Source organism: Mycoplasma struthionis (assembly GCF_003855455.1).
Classification (GTDB): domain Bacteria; phylum Bacillota_I; class Bacilli_A; order Mycoplasmatales; family Metamycoplasmataceae; genus Metamycoplasma; species Metamycoplasma struthionis.
Map to the genome: position 1 here is coordinate 197,806 of NZ_CP034044.1, position 20,728 is coordinate 218,533.

General features: G+C 24.7%; 19 protein-coding genes. 15 read left to right on the plus strand and 4 right to left on the minus strand.

Features of this window, described 5'->3' with window-relative positions:
• Nucleotides 1-26: 26 nt before the first annotated feature.
• Genes plsY through EGN60_RS00750 form a run of 4 tightly spaced genes read right to left on the minus strand, consistent with a single transcriptional unit; the run spans nucleotide 27 to nucleotide 3,361 of the window.
• Entirely contained in the window at nucleotides 27-695 is a 669-nt protein-coding gene (gene plsY / locus EGN60_RS00735) for a glycerol-3-phosphate 1-O-acyltransferase PlsY (protein ID WP_124724196.1), read from the minus strand.
• Nucleotides 696-734: 39 nt separating this feature from the next.
• The gene (locus EGN60_RS00740) at nucleotides 735-1,127 is read right to left on the minus strand and encodes a hypothetical protein (protein ID WP_124724197.1); all 393 of its coding nucleotides are present in this window, start codon (nucleotides 1,125-1,127) and stop codon (nucleotides 735-737) included.
• Nucleotides 1,118-2,506, minus strand: coding sequence for a glutamate--tRNA ligase (gene gltX, locus EGN60_RS00745; RefSeq protein ID WP_124724198.1), 1,389 nt, complete (start codon nucleotides 2,504-2,506; stop codon nucleotides 1,118-1,120). Before gltX ends, EGN60_RS00740 begins: the two co-directional genes overlap by 10 nt.
• A 15-nt stretch (nucleotides 2,507-2,521) precedes the next feature.
• Nucleotides 2,522-3,361: a hypothetical protein gene (locus EGN60_RS00750; protein ID WP_124724199.1), complete on the minus strand. Its 840-nt coding sequence runs from the start codon at nucleotides 3,359-3,361 to the stop codon at nucleotides 2,522-2,524.
• A 132-nt stretch (nucleotides 3,362-3,493) separates the two neighbouring features.
• Between EGN60_RS00750 and EGN60_RS00755 the strand changes: the two genes are divergently transcribed.
• From EGN60_RS00755 to EGN60_RS00825, 15 genes are all read left to right on the plus strand, one after another.
• The gene (locus tag EGN60_RS00755) at nucleotides 3,494-4,165 is read left to right on the plus strand and encodes a cysteine peptidase family C39 domain-containing protein (RefSeq protein WP_124724200.1); all 672 of its coding nucleotides are present in this window, start codon (nucleotides 3,494-3,496) and stop codon (nucleotides 4,163-4,165) included.
• Nucleotides 4,156-4,872 (plus strand): 6TM ABC transporter family protein, encoded by a 717-nt coding sequence (locus EGN60_RS00760; RefSeq protein WP_124724201.1) that lies wholly within the window; start codon nucleotides 4,156-4,158, stop codon nucleotides 4,870-4,872. The genes EGN60_RS00755 and EGN60_RS00760 overlap by 10 nt, the downstream gene beginning before the upstream one ends.
• Before the next feature lie 92 nt (nucleotides 4,873-4,964).
• Nucleotides 4,965-5,519 carry an ATP-binding cassette domain-containing protein gene (locus EGN60_RS00765; protein ID WP_281272062.1) on the plus strand — a complete coding sequence of 185 codons (555 nt, stop codon included), beginning with the start codon at nucleotides 4,965-4,967 and terminating at the stop codon, nucleotides 5,517-5,519.
• Nucleotides 5,520-5,569: 50 nt separating this feature from the next.
• Entirely contained in the window at nucleotides 5,570-6,022 is a 453-nt protein-coding gene (gene ybeY, locus EGN60_RS00770) for an rRNA maturation RNase YbeY (protein ID WP_124724203.1), read from the plus strand.
• A gap of 14 nt (nucleotides 6,023-6,036) precedes the next feature.
• Entirely contained in the window at nucleotides 6,037-6,924 is an 888-nt protein-coding gene (gene era, locus EGN60_RS00775) for a GTPase Era (protein ID WP_124724204.1), read from the plus strand.
• A 2-nt stretch (nucleotides 6,925-6,926) separates the two neighbouring features.
• A complete protein-coding gene (locus EGN60_RS00780) occupies nucleotides 6,927-8,543 on the plus strand; it encodes a hypothetical protein (RefSeq protein WP_245979681.1) in 1,617 nt (538 codons plus the stop codon).
• Nucleotides 8,544-8,566: 23 nt separating this feature from the next.
• Complete coding sequence (locus tag EGN60_RS00785; protein ID WP_124724206.1) at nucleotides 8,567-9,952, plus strand: ABC transporter ATP-binding protein; 1,386 nt, start codon at nucleotides 8,567-8,569, stop codon at nucleotides 9,950-9,952.
• Nucleotides 9,936-10,826 carry an ABC transporter permease gene (locus EGN60_RS00790; RefSeq protein WP_124724207.1) on the plus strand — a complete coding sequence of 297 codons (891 nt, stop codon included), beginning with the start codon at nucleotides 9,936-9,938 and terminating at the stop codon, nucleotides 10,824-10,826. The genes EGN60_RS00785 and EGN60_RS00790 overlap by 17 nt, the downstream gene beginning before the upstream one ends.
• Nucleotides 10,819-11,670 (plus strand): ABC transporter permease, encoded by an 852-nt coding sequence (locus EGN60_RS00795; protein ID WP_124724208.1) that lies wholly within the window; start codon nucleotides 10,819-10,821, stop codon nucleotides 11,668-11,670. Before EGN60_RS00790 ends, EGN60_RS00795 begins: the two co-directional genes overlap by 8 nt.
• Before the next feature lie 7 nt (nucleotides 11,671-11,677).
• A complete protein-coding gene (locus EGN60_RS00800) occupies nucleotides 11,678-13,477 on the plus strand; it encodes a hypothetical protein (protein ID WP_245979684.1) in 1,800 nt (599 codons plus the stop codon).
• Nucleotides 13,478-13,861: 384 nt separating this feature from the next.
• Nucleotides 13,862-15,208 (plus strand): asparagine--tRNA ligase, encoded by a 1,347-nt coding sequence (gene asnS / locus EGN60_RS00805; protein WP_124724209.1) that lies wholly within the window; start codon nucleotides 13,862-13,864, stop codon nucleotides 15,206-15,208.
• A gap of 6 nt (nucleotides 15,209-15,214) precedes the next feature.
• Nucleotides 15,215-16,228, plus strand: a complete 1,014-nt coding sequence (locus EGN60_RS00810; RefSeq protein WP_124724210.1) for a glycosyltransferase family A protein — start codon at nucleotides 15,215-15,217, stop codon at nucleotides 16,226-16,228.
• On the plus strand, nucleotides 16,222-16,875 hold the full coding sequence (locus tag EGN60_RS00815) for an RDD family protein (protein WP_124724211.1): 654 nt from the start codon (nucleotides 16,222-16,224) through the stop codon (nucleotides 16,873-16,875). The genes EGN60_RS00810 and EGN60_RS00815 overlap by 7 nt, the downstream gene beginning before the upstream one ends.
• A 91-nt stretch (nucleotides 16,876-16,966) precedes the next feature.
• The gene (locus tag EGN60_RS00820) at nucleotides 16,967-19,183 is read left to right on the plus strand and encodes an ATP-dependent helicase (protein ID WP_124724212.1); all 2,217 of its coding nucleotides are present in this window, start codon (nucleotides 16,967-16,969) and stop codon (nucleotides 19,181-19,183) included.
• Nucleotides 19,176-20,720, plus strand: coding sequence for an MHO_4530 family protein (locus tag EGN60_RS00825; RefSeq protein WP_124724213.1), 1,545 nt, complete (start codon nucleotides 19,176-19,178; stop codon nucleotides 20,718-20,720). The genes EGN60_RS00820 and EGN60_RS00825 overlap by 8 nt, the downstream gene beginning before the upstream one ends.
• The last annotated feature ends 8 nt before the right edge of the window (nucleotides 20,721-20,728 follow it).

Here is a 20,728-nt window from a genome sequence, read left to right on the forward strand (position 1 = left end):
ATAAAAAATTCAAACAAAGTTGAATTTTAAATCTTTAAAGTGTTTTCATTTTTATTTACTATTCTTATAAAGTTAGGTATATGTTTAATTATTATAAAAGCAGTTGCTATTATTAATATAATACTGTGAACTGGATAAATTGTGTTTTGTTGCATAAAACTGAAAATAGAGCTTAAATATATTCCCGGCAACATTGTTAAAGGTGAAACAATAAATGATGAAACTGTTGCAGCTAATGAAACCATTTTAAAAATCAATATAATCATTATAAATAACATTAAAAAAATTAAAAACATCATTATATCAAAAGCAAAAATCATTCCGAAATAACAAGCAACTCCTTTTCCTCCTTTGAATTTAAAGTAAAGAGGAAATATATGACCTATCATTGCACCAAGTCCTGCTATTAATGGAAAAATGTATTTATCTTTTAAAAAGAATTTAATTAAAAAAACTATTAAAATAGATAAATAACTTTTTAAAATATCAAAGCCAAAAACAAGTATTCCAAATTTTTTGCCTTTAACTCTTAAAGCGTTAGTTGCTCCTGCATTTTTAGAGCCTAACTCTCTTATGTCTTGTCCTTGACTTTTTGAAATAATAATTGCAATATTTATTGAACCTATTAAATAAGCTATAAATAAAATTATTGCATTAATTCATAAATATTGAAATTCAAACTTTTGATTTATCATACAAAAATGATACATAAAAATAAAAAAAGATAGCCAAAACTATTTTAATTGGCCACCTTTTTCTTTATAAAACTCAAATCTTGCTATATTTGAAACTATAATTGTGTCATTTTGAAGTAAATCATAGTTAAGTTCTATTATTTTATTTTTAACAACAATGCTTGTTAAAAAGCAATCAAATGTAATTTTAATTTCACCAAAATAAAATGTATTTGAAACTTTTCTTTTTAAAGCTAAATCCATTTTATTTCCATTAAATATTATTTGTGCTTCATTATTAGAAACTCTTAAAGATGCTTCATTATTTTCTAAATCTTTATATTTAATTACAATAAATTCACCTTCAGTTTCTTCAGTATATTTTAAATAATCTGATTCAAAACTAGGTTCAATATTTTGATTTGAAGATAGTAGTAAATATTTTAGATACATGCTTCTAACCTTTTAATAACTAAATCATGACCAAATAAATAAATTGCTTTTGCAAGTTCAGGCCCATGTTGTTTATAAGTTGTTGCGAGTCTTATAGGCATAAATAAATCTTTACCTTTTACATTCAATTTATTCTTTGTTTCATCAATTGCTTTTTGAATATTTTCAATACTGAAATTTTCATTTTTAATTAATGAATAAAATGTTTTAATAACTTCATTGACTTCAAAGCTAACTTCAGGACTAGTTAATGGATTTAAATACATTTCTAAACTGTTTTTAATTTCAGTAATTGTTGCTGAAGCTTGTTTATAAGTATCAACAAATAATTCATTTCATTCTTTATCTTTAGGTGATGAAATTTGACCAATTATTGTTTGATTATCAAGATTTTTTAAATATTGTTTTGAGAATCATTCCATTTTTACAATATCAAATTTTGAAGGAGATTTTGAAAGTCTTTCAGGTTCAAATTTTTTAATTAATTCTTCTCTTGTCATTAATTCGGATTTATCAGAAGCAGTTCATCCTAATAAAGCTAAAAAGTTAAAAATTCCTTCTGCTTGATAACCTTCATTTTTATAATCTTCAATAAATTGTTTTAAACTTTGATCTCTTTTAGAAAGTTTTTTACCTTCCATATTAGTAATAATTGTTAAGTGACCAAATGAAGGATGTTGTCAACCAAAAGCTTCATAAATTGCTAATTGTTTTGGAGTGTTTGTAATATGTTCTTCACCTCTTAAAACATTAGTAATTTCCATTTGATGATCATCAACAACAACAGCAAAATTATAAGTAGGATAACCATCACTTTTTAAAATAACAAAATCACCTATATCATCACTATTAACTGAGATTAAACCTCTTACTGAATCTTCTCATTCATAAACTTTATTTTTAGGTAATCTTAAACGAACTGAATATTGACCTGCTTCATCTCTTTTTTTCTTTTCTTCATCAGAGATTTTTAATCAATCTGGATTATATCTAAATGAAGCTACTTTTGCTTCTTCAGATTCTTTATGTTGCATTTCTAATTCCTCAGTGCTATCATATGCTTTATAGGCGTGCCCTTTTTCAATTAGTTCATTTACTAATTTTTTATATACATCTAATTTTTCGCTTTGTCTATATGGTCCATATTTTGGATTAGGTTTTAAAGGACTTTCATCTGGAATAATTCCAAGTCAAGCTAAATTATCAAGTTGACTAGCCTCTCCACCTTCAACATTTCTTGCGACGTCAGTGTCTTCTAGTCTGAAAATAAAATCACCATTAAAATGTTTTGCATATAAATAATTAAATAAAGCTGTTCTTGCTCCACCAATGTGTAAATAACCTGTTGGAGAAGGAGCATATCTTGTTCTTATTTTCATTTTATCTCCTTAAAATTATGGTTTTTCAAATACTACAGCGACTGGATCGGCTGCGTTTTTTCAATATTGATCTTTTCCAATAATACCTTTATAATAAGGTCAAGGTTTTTCTTGGATATTGTCATATAAGTTACTTGAAATATTTAAAACTTTATGATACTTATCAAAATATCTTTGAGTCATTGAAGCAACTGTTGGTTTAACATAATCGTTTACAAAGTTTAATGCTAATTCATTTGTTCTAGTTACATAATATAAAATAAAAAATAAAACATTTTTTTGATTAGCATATTTTTTATATCTTTCATCTAACTTAGTTCCTGGAAAATTAGTTGTTAATTCATCTCATGTAAAACTGAAAACTCTATAGTCATAGTTTCCTAATGTGTTTCCTAATTTTAAAAATTTAAATTGATCTTTTAATTTAAATTGATGAACTTTATCACTTGCATTTGTTTTATAAATTGGAAGTGGTTTTCCATTTGGATCTTCAATAAAATTACCAAAAGAATCTCTTGCATACAAATTGCTATTAAACGGATCTACTTTATATAATATAGGTTTTCCATTTCTTCTAAAATATTCAGTTTTGCCATTTTGTTTATATGTATCTTTTTGAAGTAAATATAAATCATCTTCTGGATCAATTGGATTTGAAACTGAATAATTAAATGCATTAAAATCAGCTGCTGATCCTTTTAGATGATAACCGTTTTCACTTAAACTTTTTTCAGCTTCTGAACTTAATGAAATTGTAGGTCTATCTTTTGTACAAGACACTGACATTAATGGCAAGGCTGCTGGTAAAAGAAATACTGTGTTTAAAAATAGTCATTTTTTGCTTTTTATTTTCATAATTGAAATTATACTTGATTTTGCTTTTTATTGTTTCAGTAGGTTCATTATTTTTCTCAAATTTTTCACAAGTTTTTCTCTACTTTTTCGCCAATTCAAAAAAAACAAAAAAATTTATACAAAAATATAGGTATGTGAATAGGTAAACAGATCGATGAAAAAGATTGTGGGATTTATGTTTTGCAGGCGTTTTTATTGAAATTCTATAATCGAAAATGCGATATAAATTATTTAAAAGAAAATGCTGAATATCAAAGCAATGGGCTTTCTCTTTTTGCTTTAAAAAATTTAGGTTATAAATGTGGGTTAGATATCCTAATTTTAGAAGGAGATTTTTTAAGTTTTTTATCTTTGAAATTTGAAAATGAATTAGCAACTATTATCAATAAAAATGGAATTTTACATTATGTAATTATTGAAAATAAAACTAATAAAGAAATAGTAATAAATGATTCAATTGAAGGAAAAAAAGTATATCAAATTGACGAGTTTAAAGAACTATATCAAAATGTAATTATTAAAATAAAAAAATTAAAAGATTTTAAAATTTCTTGACCAAAAGAAAGTTTAAAAATCAATGTTAATATTAGTCCTTGAAAATTTATTTTTATAGGTTTTTTAATCATCTTACAAAACGTTTTAGGCTTTTCAATTAGCTTTTATTTTAAGACTATTTTTAATGCCTTTTTTAAAAATAATGCTCAAGATCAACTTATCAAAATATTTATTTTCTTTTCTTGACTTTTAATTTTAAAATGTATTTCTTTTATTTTTGAAAACATTATAAAAATAAAATGTCTTTAGATTATCAACAAAAATTAAACAATATTATTTTTGCAAATATTTTAAGTGCTAAACAAAGTGATCTAAATAAGATTTCTAAAAACAATTTTTATCAAAAACTTTCAATGATTTCTTTAGTTTCAAACTACAAAAGCACTCTACCTTTTAATTTTTTTAATTCTTTTATTAGTTTAACTTCCGCTTTAGCTTTTTTATTTTATTTAAATATAAAAATTATTTGAATTATTTTTTTAGAAATGACTTTAGTTTTTGTTATTTCTTTTATTGCTAATTTTATAGTTTCTAAAAAAAACGCTTATTTAATAAGCCAACAAATTAATTTATTTAATTTAGAAAATTTAGTTTTTTTAAGCGCTTTTGAAAGACTTGACAGTCAAAAAAATAGAACTAATTTAAAAGAGTTTATTAAGACAAATCAAGAATTTAAAAATGCAAACCATAAAATAAATTCAATATTAGTTAACAAATCTTCTTTAATTAATTTTTGTTTTTCTTTTTTACAAATGTTAATAGTTTTTTTGAGTTTGATTTTTTATTTAAAAACTAAATTTGATTTATCTAATATCTTTTTATTTGGGGCAATCAGTTTTTTTATAAATGAACCAATTATTAGGCTAGCTGATTTTATTTCAAGTTACTCTTTAAATAAAATAGCTATTATTCAAGTTCAATACTTATTAAATTTAAAAAAGAAAACGATGGGCTAATAAAACTAGATGAAAAAATTAATTCTATAGTTTTTGAAAAAGTTTCTTTTGGTTATTCTGATAAAGAAATATTTAATAATTTAAATTTAGAAATAAAAAGCAATTTAATTTTAAAAGCAAAAAATGGCTTTGGAAAAAGTAGTATTTTAAAACTTCTTTATTTACTATTTGAAATTAAAAGTGGAAAAATAAAAATAAATAATATTGAATCTAAAAATATTAATAAATTATCTTATAGAAAACGAGTTTATTTAAACAACATAATGCATTATTTACCTAATGATTTTTTAATAAAAATATTATGTTCCGAGAATGTTGAAACAATGAATTTGTTTGTTTATAATTTAGAAAAATATAATTTAGTTTCTATTTTAGATAGTTGTAATTTATCTTTAAATAAAAAAATTGAAGACAATGGAAATAATTTATCTTCAGGACAAAAACAAATTGTAAATTTACTTGTTTTATTTACTAAAAAATTTGATTTAGTTTTATTAGACGAAGCTTTTGAAAACGTTTCAATAGAAATTTTTGAACAACTAAAATTAGCAATTTTAGACTTTCAAAAAGATGCTATTTTTATAGAAATTAGCCACACTAATAAAATAATCAATGAAAACAGTCCTTTTTTGACCCTAAATTGATAAAAATTTTTCAATATTTTAAAATTTTTTTGTAAATACTTTAAGATTTTACTATGAATAATTTAATTTTCAAAAACCGCAGTTTAGCTTGCTTTAAATTTTTAAAGGAATTTAATGAGATTTTAGAGGAAGCTCGAAAAGAATTTAACGCTACAAAATCATTAGTTGTAGATGTTCTTTTTGTGAATAAATTGAAAATGAAAAAACTAAACAAAAAACATAGAAATAAAAACTATACTACAGACATTTTAAGCTTTCCGCTTAAATCGGAAGTAGAATTAGATTTTTTAGAAGAAATTTATTTAGGACAAATTATTATTTCTCCTTGAAAAATAAAAAAACAAGCTAAAGAATTTAATCATAGTTTAAAAAGAGAATATTGTTACATTTTTGCGCATGGTATAGCTCATTTATTTGGTTATGATCATTTAACTGAAGAAGAAGCTAAAGAAATGAATGGACATGTTGACAATATAATGAACCGTTTAAATATTAAAAGAGTATAAGAAAATGAGGTGAGATGAAAAAGATTTTGACAGTTGGCTTAATCGGTAGACCTAACGTCGGAAAAAGTACATTATTAAATCAAATATTAGATTATAAATTAGCAATAGTAAGTAATCAAGCACAAACAACAAGAGATGATATTAAAGGAATTTATAACGATGAAGACTATCAAATAGTTTTTATAGACACTCCTGGAATTCATAAAGCTGAATATTTATTATCAGAAAAACTAAACCAAAAATCATACAGCGTCTTACAAGATGTGGATTTTGTTGTGTTTTTAACTCCTGCCAACCAGTTTTTTGGAAGTGGTGATAAGTTTATAGTAAATAAATTAAATGAGTTAAATGTAAAAAACAAAATGGCTGTTTTATCAAAAGTTGACTTAGTAGATGATAAAGAACTATTAAATCAAAAAGCTAAAGAATTAAAAGAAGCTGGTTTTGATACAGTTATGGGAATTGGTTTAAATTTAAAAAACACATACAAAGACCTTTTAAATGAATTAAAAAAATATGCTTATGAATCTGAACCACTATATGATGAAGAAGATATAACAGATATTTCGTTAAGATTCATGGCACGGGAATTAATTAGAGAATCTGCGATTGAAAATTTATACCAAGAAATTCCTCACTCAATTACAATCGAAATTGATGAGTTCAAAGAAGATAATAATGAAAATATCCCTTACAAAATTTTTGCATCTTTATATGTAAAAAAAGAGTCACAAAAAAGAATCGTTGTAGGTAAAGAAGGTTCCGTTATTAAAAAAATATCAATGCTATCTAGAAAAAAAATGGAAGCTGCTTTTGCCCACAAAGTATATTTAGAAATTAAAGTTAAAGTTGACAACAATTGAGTTGACAATGAAGCAAAAATTAAAAAATGAGGATACTAGAAGTGAAAAAGAAATTTGTCCCAACATTCAGGATGAAAGTTATTTTAATTTCTATTTTAATAGCAATAACTTTTGGCCTATTTTTTCTAATCCTTTCAGTTAAGATCCTTTCCCCTTTTAAAGTAAGTATTTATAATTATGAATCTTATTTAGAAAAAGGAATAATTCAAGAACTGAAAAAAGATTATTCTTATCACACATTTACAAATTTAGAAGAATTTAACAGAGCTATTAATAATAAAAAGGCTGTTGCTGGAGTTAGTTCTGATTATCAAATAGCTAATTTGATTTTAGATAAGAAATTAAGAAAAATAAATTTTAATTTAGTTTATGGAAAAGAATTCAGAAATGAAGACGAAGTTTTGAATTTATACCCAGATCTAGTTAAAGAAAAATTAAATGAATTCGATAATTGAATAATTAATAAAATAAAAGAAAAAAATCCTAACAACTTAAAAACACAACCTTATTTATATTTAGATTCAAATAATAATGTTTTAGGTTTTGAAGTAGATAATAAACCTGGTATTGACCATTTTTATGAATTTTTAATTCCTTATTTTACTTTAGATAAGTTAATAGTTTATAACATCGATAAAAACAACACATTTAATAGAAATAATTTAAAAGAAAATGCAAATTTCGATGATGTTAAAACAAAAGAGAATTGAAAAGATATTTTAGAAACTTTGGTTTCAAAATATAAAAAACCTAGAGTTTATTGAACAAATTGATATCAAGATAATGCAATGATTGGACAGTTTTATGGTGTAGAATCAGGAAAACACCCTGAGTGATATCAAAATGGTGAATGAGCTAAAACAACTAAAGATAACTATAAACAAATTATTGATAGTTTTACTGATTTAGTTCAAGATGCTGTTGGAAAATCTATTAAGAATACTTTTTCAAATAAGTTAGTAACAGACGGGCAAGAATTAGTAAGTTCTATAATAGAACCTCAACCAGGAAAATCTGACATTTCAATTATGTATAATGGAGATGCATTAGACTCATATTATGCATCTGATAACTTTGAATCATTAGGTGATACACAACACATTGATTTTATAAGGCCTAAGAACAACTATATGAATATTGACGCTTGAATCGTTTCAGCTGATACGGATGATAAAGGTTTTGAAAAACTTTTAAAACATTTAAACCAATATGTATTTAAATCAGCTGCATATAGTGAAAAAGACTTAACCAAGATTTATTTAAAAAATGTGTACACTGAAATCAAAAATCAAAAAAATATTGATGTTAAATCAATGCTATTTAATGATGATGATTTTAATAAACCAAAAGATGTAAATGAAATTGATTCTGACTTTTTTAAAAATAACTATGAAATTTTTCAAAATTCATTTGCTCTTGAGGCTTTACCATACATCGTTAACTTTGATGCAATAAACTATACTCCATCATATTTAGGAGTTAATCAGTTTATTGAAAAATGGTACTTTTTAGATGAAGAAAAAAATAAGGATCTAGTTGCAATAGAAATATTTGATCCAAGTTTTAATAAAAACATCAAACATAGAAGCTATGAACCTTTAGATCTAGCTTTAAAGACCCAAATAGTAGATTATTATTATGAAAAAACTAAGTCATAATAACTAACCAAGAAAGGAATAAAATGGAAAGAAAAACAACAAAAATCGCTAAGAAAAGCGAACCCATTATTGAGCTAGTTGACGTTGTTAAAGAGTTTGAAGACAAAACTGTTTTAGATGACGTTAACCTTTCTATTCAAAAAGGTGAATTTATCACCCTATTAGGGCCTTCGGGTTCTGGAAAAACAACAATCTTAAGAATTATTGGTGGATTTGAATGAGTTACTCGTGGTGAGGTTAAATTTTATGGAAAAGACATCAAAGATCTTAGCCCACACAAAAGAGATATTTCTACAATATTTCAAGATTATGCACTATTTCCTCATTTAAATGTTGAAAACAATATTAAATATGGATTAAGACTAAAAAGAATACCTAAGGGAGATATTACTCCTGCTTTAGAAAATAAATTAAAAGAAAAACAAAAAAAATGAGATGAAAAAGCTAAGTTAATGATGCAAAACTTAGACAAAACAATGGTAGAGTATGAACGTTTATTAGAAACTAAAAACTTGCCAGAGAAAAAACGTCATAAATATCAATCATGAATTGATGATGCAGACTTTGAATATTCATATTGAGAAAATTACAAAGATATGAAAACTGAAGAGTTTGAAAAAAGATATTTAACAAAACCTATAACTAATGCAGAGATGAATAAAGAAGTTGCTGAAATTATGAAGCTTGTAGGTCTAGAAGGAAACGAAAAGAAAAACGTTAACTTTTTATCAGGTGGAATGAAGCAACGTGTAGCTTTAGCTCGTTCATTAGTTATTGAACCAGAAATTCTTTTACTAGATGAACCTTTAAGTGCTCTTGATGCTAAAATTCGTGAAAAAATGCAAATTCTTTTAAGAGACATTCAACAAAAACTAAAACTTACTTTTATTTTTGTTACTCACGATAGAAACGAAGCTTTACAACTTAGTGACAGAATTGCTGTTATAAGGGATGGTAAAGTAGAACAATTTACTACTCCAAGAGAACTTTATGACTATCCTATAAATAAATGAGTAGCTAACTTTATTGGTGATTCTAACTTTTTTGATGCTAAATTTATTGCAAAAAATAAAGTTAAATTTATGGGCCGTGAATTTGAAACAATTCACACAGAATTTTCTGAAAATGAAGATGTTGATGCATTGATTAGACCAGAAGATTTAGTTATTACAAAAACAAAAACAAATTCAAAACTTTCAGGTGAAATTATTAAATCAACTTACGGCGGTAGTTACTACAATTATGACGTTTTAGTTGATGAAAAAGTTTTACACGTTGAAACATCTAATAAATATAATGTTGGGGATAAAGTTAACCTAACATGAGATGTTGACGCAATTCACTTAATGAAAAAAGACGAAAAATTTGAGGCTGAATTAGAAAGTTTAGAAGATGACGAAACTTTATAGTTTAAACTTTAAAAAGAACAATAAAAATAATAATAAAAAGAAATTAGTTTCAAGTGGAGGAATGTCAAAACTACAAGCCTCAATGATTATTCCTTATGCTATATTTGCCTTTTTATTTATTATTCTTCCAATGATTTTAATTTTAGTTTATGCTTTTAAACCATTAAATGGGCAAAATTCTTTAGAGAACTGAGAAATTGCAGGTAGAGCATCAACTTGAACAATAATGGGACGTTCTTTAGGAATTGGACTTTTAGCAAGTATTTTTTCTTTATTAGTAGGTTTCCCATATGCATATATAGTAGCTAGAACTAAAAACAATATTTTTAGAATCTTAGGCTTAACTTTGGTTTTAAGCCCATTAGCTATTTTTACAATATCAAAAGCTTTAGCAGTTAGAGGTCTTTTCTCAGCTATTTTTGATGAAAACACTTTAAACAATAACGCATTTATGGTTTTTGGTATGGTTTATTTATACGTGCCTTTTATGATTATGCCTTTATATCAAGTTTTAAAAGACATGCCTAAGAATATTTTAGAAGCAAGCCAAGACCTTGGTTATTCAAGAATGCAAACTGTTTTTAAAGTTATTATTCCTTATACATCAAAAGCAATTTTATCTGGTTTTGGAATTGTTTTAATGATGGCTGCAACTTCTATTATTATTTCAGACAAATTATTACCTAATGGAAGTCAAAAACAATTAATTGGTAACTTAATTAATCAATTTGCAAACACAGCTAACCCATTTGACTTAGCAAACGCTTCTACATTAGTTATTATTACATTAGCTGTTTTATTAGCTATTTATGGAATTATCTATGGTATTCCTTATTTAATAGCTAAGAAAAGACAAGGGGGTGTTTATGAATAAACTAAAAAGTATTTTAAAACACTCATATGTTGTAATTATATTAGCTCTATTATATATTCCAGTAATTTTTGGAACTATATTTAGTTTTAATGCTCCATCTGATAAAGGAATCTTTTCAGTAACAACTTGAAACAGAACTACTTTTGATGCTTACACTGAATTATTTTCAAAATCACACAGTTTAGCATTTGTTAACTCATTTTTATTGGGAATTTCAACATCAGTTTTAGTAATAGTTATTTCTTTATTAACTGTTTTTGCTTTGTGAAGACACAAAAACAAAGTTGCTAGAACTTTTGTTCAATCAACTTCTAACGTTCCCATGATTAACCCAGATGTTATTACTGGACTTACATTGGCAATTGTTTTAAATTTAATTTTCTTTGGAACTTTAAAAGCAACAAACGAAGGTTTTTTTAGAGCAATTATTGGACATACTGTTATGTCATTACCTTATGGTATATTGATTATGCTACCTAAAAGTGATAAGTTTTCAAAAAACATTTTTGAAGCAAGTCAAGATTTAGGATATTCAAAATTTAAAACATGATTTAAAACTTACTTTGTTTATATGCTAGGTTCAATAGGTTTTACATTTATTATTACTTTAGCATTATCATTTGATGATTTTATAATCACTAGAATTGTTTCAAATACTGAAACATTAGGAACACAATTATATGAAGGTCAGTTCCAAGCTTGATCATTAGCTATCGGAGCAATTTCATTATTAATTGTTGTTTTAGGAAACTCTATTTATGGCGCGGTGAAAGTTTCACAAACATCTAAAGTTAAAAAAGCGCTTCAAATTAACTTTAAAAAACCATTTTTAAATAGAAAATAGGAGGTTATTGAAATTGAGAAAAAGAATCTGAAAAGCAATATTATTTGCAACTGCTGTTATTATAGTAATCGGTTCAATTTTAGCTGCCTTTTTAGTAAAAATTAACAACCAATACCGTCCAAGCGTTTATAACTATGAATCTTATTTAGCACCACAAATAATTAGTAAATTAAAAAACAAATATAACTATAAAGAATTTAAAGAAATTAATGAATTTACTCAAGCACTTTCTCAAGAAAAAGCTATTGCTGGGGTCGGTTCTGATTTCCAAGCTGCACAACTTATAATTGATAAAAAAATAAAAAAATTTAATTTTGAAACTATTTATGGAGAAAAAGGAAATTCTTGAGAATATAGAAAACAATTTTTTAATCCTAATATAGTTAGACATATTGAAGATTTTGACGCAATGCTTTTATCAACTATTGATGATTTAGATAAAAAAGGTAAAATAAAAGATTTTGAAATTGAAAGAAATGATCAAAATCAACCAATTAGATTTAGATTAAAAGAAACAAAAGAAAAATATGCAACATATAATGATGGTTGAGATCACTTTTATGATTATATAGTTCCTTATTTTTCACAAGACAAAGGTGTTGCTTACAATATAAATAAAGCAACAAGACCTAAAGTTGATGTTGATAATGTTGTTCCTGCTTTAGAAAATAAAGACAAAAAATTATCATGAGAAGAAATTTTCAAAACCTTACATAATAATAAATATGAGGTGTTTGGATGAACTAATGCTTATGTAGATAACTTAATGATTGGTGCATTTACATACGGTGATAATTGAAAAGATATTTTTACAAAAGTAGTAAATGGAACAAGGGTTTTAAATTTTAATGAAAAAAACTATCGTTTAGCAATTGATTCATTTATAAAATTTGTTAAAAATACAACTGGAAGAGATATTAAGAACACAAAATATAACTATTTAAGTTCAGATGGTTTAGAATTATTAAACCATTTAATTGAACCTAAAGAAGGTCGTTCTGATGCCGCTGTTATCTATAATGGTGATGCTTTAGATGCTTATTATTCAGAAGATAACTTCTCTTCAGTTGAAGAAGGAAAAGTTAAATATATTAGACCAAAAACAAATTACATGTTAATGGATAATTGAATAATTTCTAAAAGTCTAAGTGATAAAGAAGCTGAAGAATTTACAAAAACTTTAGCTGAGACAATTTATCACGGCACTGTTTTAACAAACAAAATTGATACTTTAGAAGCTAAAATAGAAAAAATGGAAAACTTATTTTTCTCAGATCTAAAAGTAAAAATTAATGAAGATGAAGAACTTGTTTCATCTCAAAAAGAAGCATTACAAGAGGCTTTAGAAAAAACAAGTGATGAAAGTAAAGAAGAAATTATTGAAGCTTTTAAAGAAGCTGGGGTTAATATAGATAACTTAAACTCAAATAATTTTACACAATGAAATTTAGATAAATTTAACAAGTTTGTTGATTTACCAGCTCAAAAAGAAAACTATGAATGATTATTAGTTTTAAGAGATAATCTTGAAGGCGACGGCATATTATTTGATGAAATAATTAGCAATTTATTTACTGAAAATAATATTAGTGAACTTGAAAACTTTGATTTTGTTTCTTATACACCAACCGATAAATTAACATATGAATTTGTTAAAAAATGATATTTTGCAGGCGACACTAACGCCATGGCGATATATGAACAACCAGAAGCTGATGAAAATTATGAGGTATATTCTTATCCTATAATTGATAACAATTTAAGAACAAGAATTGTCGCATATTACTTTGAAGCCACAAAATCTTAACTAAAACGGTATCTTTCTTTGCAAAAAACAACAAAGAAAGATATTTTGTTTTATTTTTAAAGTATTTATATATAATTAAATCTGCGTTTATCGCAACCTAATAGAAATAACAAATAAACTAACTTTAAGGTTATTGTATGTTGTCTTCAATGTAATTTTTTACTTTACTCTTTATTTTTCCTTTGCTGTAAAACATTATTTTCGACAATATAATAAATTGATATAGTAAGATTTGTATTTAAAGTTTATTAATTAGAATAAAATTAGGTTTTAAAATAAATAAAAGCGTAAAAAACGCTTTTATTTTCATATTTTAGACTTAAAAATATATAATTAAATTGATTTAATTTAAGTTAAAATTAAATAATTTTAAGGAGATAAGCCATGAATATAAAAAAAATGTATGACTCACTAAAGTCATTAGAACAAAAACAGACAATCAAAGTTGAAGGTTGAGTAGTTTCAAATAGAGGTAATAATAAAATTAGATTTATAACAGTAAATGATGGAAGTACTATTTCAAATATGCAAGTTGTTTTAAAAGACAACTTAATTTCTGAAACTAATGCTGATCAAATTTCATTAGGTTCTTCAGTTGTTGTAGAAGGAGAACTTCATTTAACGCCTGAAGCAAAACAACCTTTTGAATTATTAGCTAATAAATTAACTTTACTAAATAATGTTGATGAAGATTTCCCTATACAAAAAAAAGAAACAACTTTAGACTTTTTAAGAGAAATTCCTCACTTAAGACACAGAACTCAATTATTTAGAGCAGTAATGTTAATTAGAAATAGTTTATTATTTGAAATTCACAAATACTTTCAAGAACATGACTTTTTAAACGTAGCAGCTCCAATTATTACATCAAACGACGGAGAAGGTGCTGGAGAAACTCTTTTAGTAGATGACGAAAGTAAAGATTATTTCTTTAAACAAAAAGCATTTTTAGGAGTTACTGGACAGTTACACGCTGAGTCATATGCTGCTGGCTTTAAAAAAGTTTACACATTTGCTCCAACTTTTAGAGCTGAAAATTCTCATACCTCAAGACACTTAGCTGAATTTTGAATGATTGAACCTGAAGTGGCTTTTTATGAATTAAAAGACATTATTAAATTAGCAGATGACTTATTAAAAACAGCGATAAACAACACTATTAAAAAATATCCTGATGAAATTACTTTCTTAGATAATTTAAGCGAAGGAAAATTAAAAGTTTCATTATCAAAATTCCTAGACAACAAATTAACTGTTATTGATTATCGTGATGTAGTTAAAAAATTAGCAGAAGTTCCAAATGAGTTTGAAGAAAAAAATATTTATTTCGGTATGGACTTAGCTTCAGAACATGAAAAATATTTAGCTGAAAAAATCGTTAATGGTCCTGTTGCAGTTATTAACTATCCTAAAGATATTAAAGCATTTTACATGCACCAAAACGATGACAATGAAACTGTAGCAGCTTTTGATTTACTAGTTCCTGGAATTGGTGAATTAATTGGTGGTAGCCAACGTGAAGGAAGATATGATAAATTAGTTCAAAGAATGAATGATTTAAATATTCCTTTAGAACCTTTACAATGATATTTAAACTTAAGAAAATATGGTTATGCACAATCAAGTGGTTTTGGAATTGGTTTTGAAAGACTTGTAATGTATGTAACAGGTGTAAGCAACATTAAAGATGTTATACCATTCCCAAGAGTTGCTGGTCAAATTAAAATGTAGGTATATATGGAAAACAAAAATTTAACAATTATAGTTCCTGTTTATCATCCAACAAACACATTAGAAGATATTTTTTATAACATCTTAAAACAAAAAGACCATAATTTTGATGTTATTTTATTAATTGATCGCCCAAGTGATAATGACTTTGAAACAATTGAAAAATTAAGAAATAAATTGGGCAAAAATCTTAAATTAGTAATTAATACATCTCACCAACATATTGATATAGTTTTAAAACAAGCTTCTGAATTAGTTGAAACTGAATATAGTTATGTTCTTTATTCTTATTCAAAATTGAAAAGTGAATTTGTTTCTAGAATAAATAGCTTTTTAAATTCAGTAAATGAAAAACCTGATTTTGTTGAACTTCCTGGAATTTTAAAAGGTTTTATTCATAACAAATTTAATTTTGAAAAATTTTCTGGTATTCAAAACAAAGTTTTAGAAATTGAAAAAAATAAAGAAATAGTTTCAAAAATTGCTCCTTTTAGTTTTAATTTTATTATTAAAAACGAGGTTTTAAAACTTGCTTTAGAACATCAAAAATCAAAAGATATTAATTTACAAATGAGCCCTTCTTTATCATTTAAAAGTATTTTATTATCTAAGACTTTTGCATTTCTAGACACAACTTGAGTTGAAGATTACAACTATGATTTAATGGTTTTAAACATTAAATCATTACAACGTAATTGAGATGAAATATTTAAATTGGCTAAAGAATTAAATAAACAAGATTATTTTGAAGTTTTAGAATTTAGTAAATTTATAAATTTTGCTTATTATTTTGCTGGTTATTTAGGAACATGCAGATACTGCAAACGTTCAAAAACCCAAGAAAGAGCATTACATAATTTAACAATTTTATTAGACGATGTAATTAAAAAACAAAACGAAGAACTAAATGAAGAATGAAATAAAAATCCTTATTTTTCAAAACCTAATGTTTTAGAAATTAAAGATTTAGCCCTTTCATTTACTCAATGAGATTTATTATTTAAGAAAAAACTATGATAGTAGTAAACAAAAAAGCGAATTTTTGAATTCGCTTTTTAGCAACCTTTGTTGATTTAGGTATCTTTTTATTAATAATGTTAGCTTCTTCTTTTTTAGTTTTTAATTATTCAAAAGGAACTTTTTATTCAATTTATAGTTACTATCCTTGACTTTTATTTTTAATTTTTGTTTTAATTTTTTTATATTTTGTAATTCCAAGTATTTGAGATGGTAAAACACTTGCAATGGCAATGTGTAGAATTAAAATTATAAATAAAGACGAAAATAAAAAATTGTGAAAAGGTGTATTTGATAGACAAAGACTTTTTGCTTTAGTGTGAATAATAATTTTCTTTTTATTTATTATTTTTATATCTCCACAAACTTTTGCAGATGGCGCCTTATCAGTAAGTAGACAAGGCAAAACTTTAGATAAAATTCAAAGAGCCTTTTTAGCAATTCCAAGTACATTTGCAACTTTAGGTTCAATGCTACAATTATTTATAATAATAAGCAATATAAAAAGTTCAAGAATAGGATTAAATGACAAATTTTCATCAACTTTTACTGTTTGAATAAACAAATTTGAAGAAATAGAACCTGAAGAAAACATTTTTTATATAAGACCTAGAAAAAGAGTTTTACCTAAAATTTATTTTGAAAATTAAGCCAACATTTTTTGTTGGCTTTTTATTACTTTTTTAGTGCCTTAAATTGTGGTATAATATAGATATATTTTGGTATTGAAAGGTTCTATATATGATTGATTTAAATTTATTAAATGAGCAACAAAAAAGTGCAGTGATTTATAACGAAGGTCCACTAAGAATAATAGCTGGAGCTGGTTCTGGAAAAACAAGAGTTTTAACTTATAAAATAGCATATTTGATGGAAAATCTAAATGTTGAAGGCCATCAAATTTTAGCTTTAACTTTTTCAAATAAAGCTGCTAATGAAATGAAACAAAGAGTTTATTCAATTATAGAAACAGAAGACCCTAATTATTTACCTACTATTTCTACCTTTCATGCAATGTGTGCCAAAATTTTAAGAAGAGAAATACATCATTTAGGTTATTCAAATGATTTTCAAATTCTTGATGAATTAGATCAAAAAGAAATTTTAAAATTAATTTATTCACAACTAGAAATTTCACCTTTAGAATACACTTATTCATCAATTTTATCTTTTATTCAAAATCAAAAAAATCAGCACTTTGCTTTGAGTGATGAAGAGTCTGCTGAATTAGCAAAAGAAAATAGTTTTAATAATAACGAAGAAAAAGAAGTGTTTGAGAAAAAACAAATAATTTTTACAGAATATCAAAAACACTTGCACCGTTCACGTTCACTTGATTTTGATGATTTATTAATATTTGTTTATCGTTTATTTTATGACCCAAAATATGAAGCTATTGCAAATAAATGAGCTAAAAGATTTAGTTATATTTTGATTGACGAGTTTCAAGATACAAGTATTTTGCAATATAAAATAATGCAAAAACTTGCAACCTCAAAAAATCTTACAATTGTTGGAGATCCTGATCAAACTATTTACTCATGAAGAAATGCTGATATTAATATAATCATAAATTTTGAAAAAGATTATCCTGAAGCTGTAACAATTAAACTCGAAGAAAACTACCGTTCAACTAAAAAAATTCTTAAAGCATCAAATAATTTAATAGCTCATAATAAATTAAGACTAGATAAAAAATTATTTACTTTAAATGATGAAGGTGAAGATATTGAATTTTTCTGTGGTTTTAACGATGAAGCGGAAGCAAGATGAATAGCTTCTAAAATTTCTGAACTAAAAAGAAATCGTGTGCAACTAAAAAATATAGCCGTTTTATATCGTGTTAATAGTTATTCAAGAGCTTTAGAAGAAGCTTTAATTAAAGAAAATACTATCTATAAATTATTTGGATCAATCAAGTTTTATCAAAGAGAAGAAATTAAAGATGCTTTAGCTTATTTAAGAGTTATTCATGATGGTTCAGAAATTTCATTATTAAGAATTATTAATAAACCTTCAAGAAAAATAGGTGAAGTTACTGTTGAAAAATTATTAGATTTTGCACACAGTAGAGACACTAATTTATTTGAATGTTTAGAAACTCAATTTAATGAAATTCAACAAAACTTATTTATTTCTTTACCAACTTTAAAAAACTTAGCAGATTTAATAAATCATATTAGATGAGCAAGACAAGCTATTCAAACTAATCCAATAAATTTGGTTTTAAAAGAATTTATGATTAATGGAATTAAATATTTTGATGAAATTAAAAAATCAGAAGAAGAATATCAATCAAGAATGGATAACTTCAACAGCTTATTAGATGCAATTGCTGACTGAAGTTCAAAAAATCCTAATGGTACAATTGATGAATATTTACAAGAAATAACTTTAATCACTGATAGAGATGTTGAAGATGATGCTATGAGTTTTGTTTCTTTAATGAGTGTACATAATGCAAAAGGATTAGAATTTGATTATGTTTTTATAGCTGGTTTGGCTGAAAACATTTTTCCTTTAAAAAGAGCAATTTATAATGACCCTAAAAACGATTTTATGACAACCTTAACAAATCCTCAACTAAAAGAAAATCTAGAAGGATTAGAAGAAGAAAGAAGAATTGCCTATGTCGCCATGACTAGAGCCAAGAAAAAATTATTCTTATCTTTTTCAGTAGGTAGAAACTCAACAAACAAGAAAAGTAGATTTTTAAAAGAAGCTGGAATTAAAGAAAGTTCAACTATAAAAATAGCAAATAGTTTTTCTATTGCTAAAGAAGTTGAAAATAAAAATGATTTTATTATTGGAGATATCATTACTCACAAATCATTTGGTAGAGGAATAATTTTAGATATTATCGATGATATTTTAGAAGTTAAATTTGATTTAGATAACAAAATCAGAAAACTATTTAAAAGACATGCTGCAATAATGAAGTGAGAAGAGCATGAATAGTATTTTTATTGCTTTTATATTAATTTTTGTTTTAGCAACTTTTGTTACTTTAACAATATTAATAGTTTATGCAACTAAAAAAAGATTAACATTTATTCAAAGATCAACAGGTTTTTTTGTTTTCAAAGTAGACACTAAACAAAAAAGAATTAAGTTTGAAGAAATTGAAAATGTTACTCAGTATGTCCCTAGTTTTTTGAAAATTAATGGTTTTGATAAAGGTGAATGAATTTCAATAGATGATTTTGAACATCTATTTAGCGAAGAAGTCAAAAAAGAATTTCATTACTTAATTAACAAAAGAGAAACAAAAACCATTGACACAAGTTTTCAATGAGGAAACAAAAACCAATTTTATGCTGATGCTAAAATTGAAATAACAAACTTCAATGAATCAGATGTTTGAGGAACCTTTTATTGAAATACTCATAAACTAAATGAAAAAATTGTTTTTAATAAGTTTGGTGAAAACATTGATCAAATGTTAAACATCAATGAAAACTATGAAGTTGTTGGTTTTATTTTAAAAACACAAAACATTAATCAAATAGATAATTTTATTAAGTTATTTAAAGAAGGCGCAGCTTTAAAAAACATTCACGGAGTTGATGCTTATATTCATTTAAATAAACTATTTTTTGTTTTAAAATACAAACAATTTAATTTAGCAAAAAGAAGAAAAATTTTGAGTTATTTTGCAAAAGCTTCTAAAAACTATTTTAAATTTTTCAGCACAATTTTTAATTTAGAAAAAAAGGATATAAATAACTACAAAATTTTAGATCTAGAGATTCTTTGTGATTATATTAAGCTTTTAAACAACACTGAAGAAATAATTTATGCTGAAGATATTTTAAAAACAGAAAACTTTAAGATCTTTAAAGAAAAATATTTGAAAGTTACAAAAGAATTGGATTCAAGAATTCAATATGTACCTAAATCTGTTAAATTAAGAGCCTTAAACAATAACAAAACTAACATTACTTTATTATTTAAAAAAGACATTTTTGAAGAATTTAATATTGAAGATAAATCTTTAATTTCGTCTTTGGATTTATATATAAAAGCTCAAAATTTATTTTATAAAAAGATTTCAGAAGATACTTTAGAAAAAACTTTTTATACAATTGATGACTATATTTTTAATTACATAGATTTTAAAATTATTAATAAAATAGCACAAACCTCACCATCTTTTATTAACAATATAAGATTTAATATCTTTAAATCAATTAATAGAATTGAAAAAAAAGTTTTAGAAAATAAAGTTAAAGAAAAGAACTTACTTTTCGGTTTAGAAATAAACAAAATAGATGACAGAATTATTTCAATAATAAAACCTTGAATCAATTTTGTTTTTATTTCAAAAGAATTATCTAAGCAACTAAATAAACCGGATATAATTTTATTTATTCAAACATTAATTGAAAAAGTTAATGCACTTGGTATAAAAATAGTTTTTGAAAACTTTGATTACAAAAACTATCGTAAAATATTAAATAAACATCCTAAAAATATTTACTATATAGAAGAATAAGGAGATAT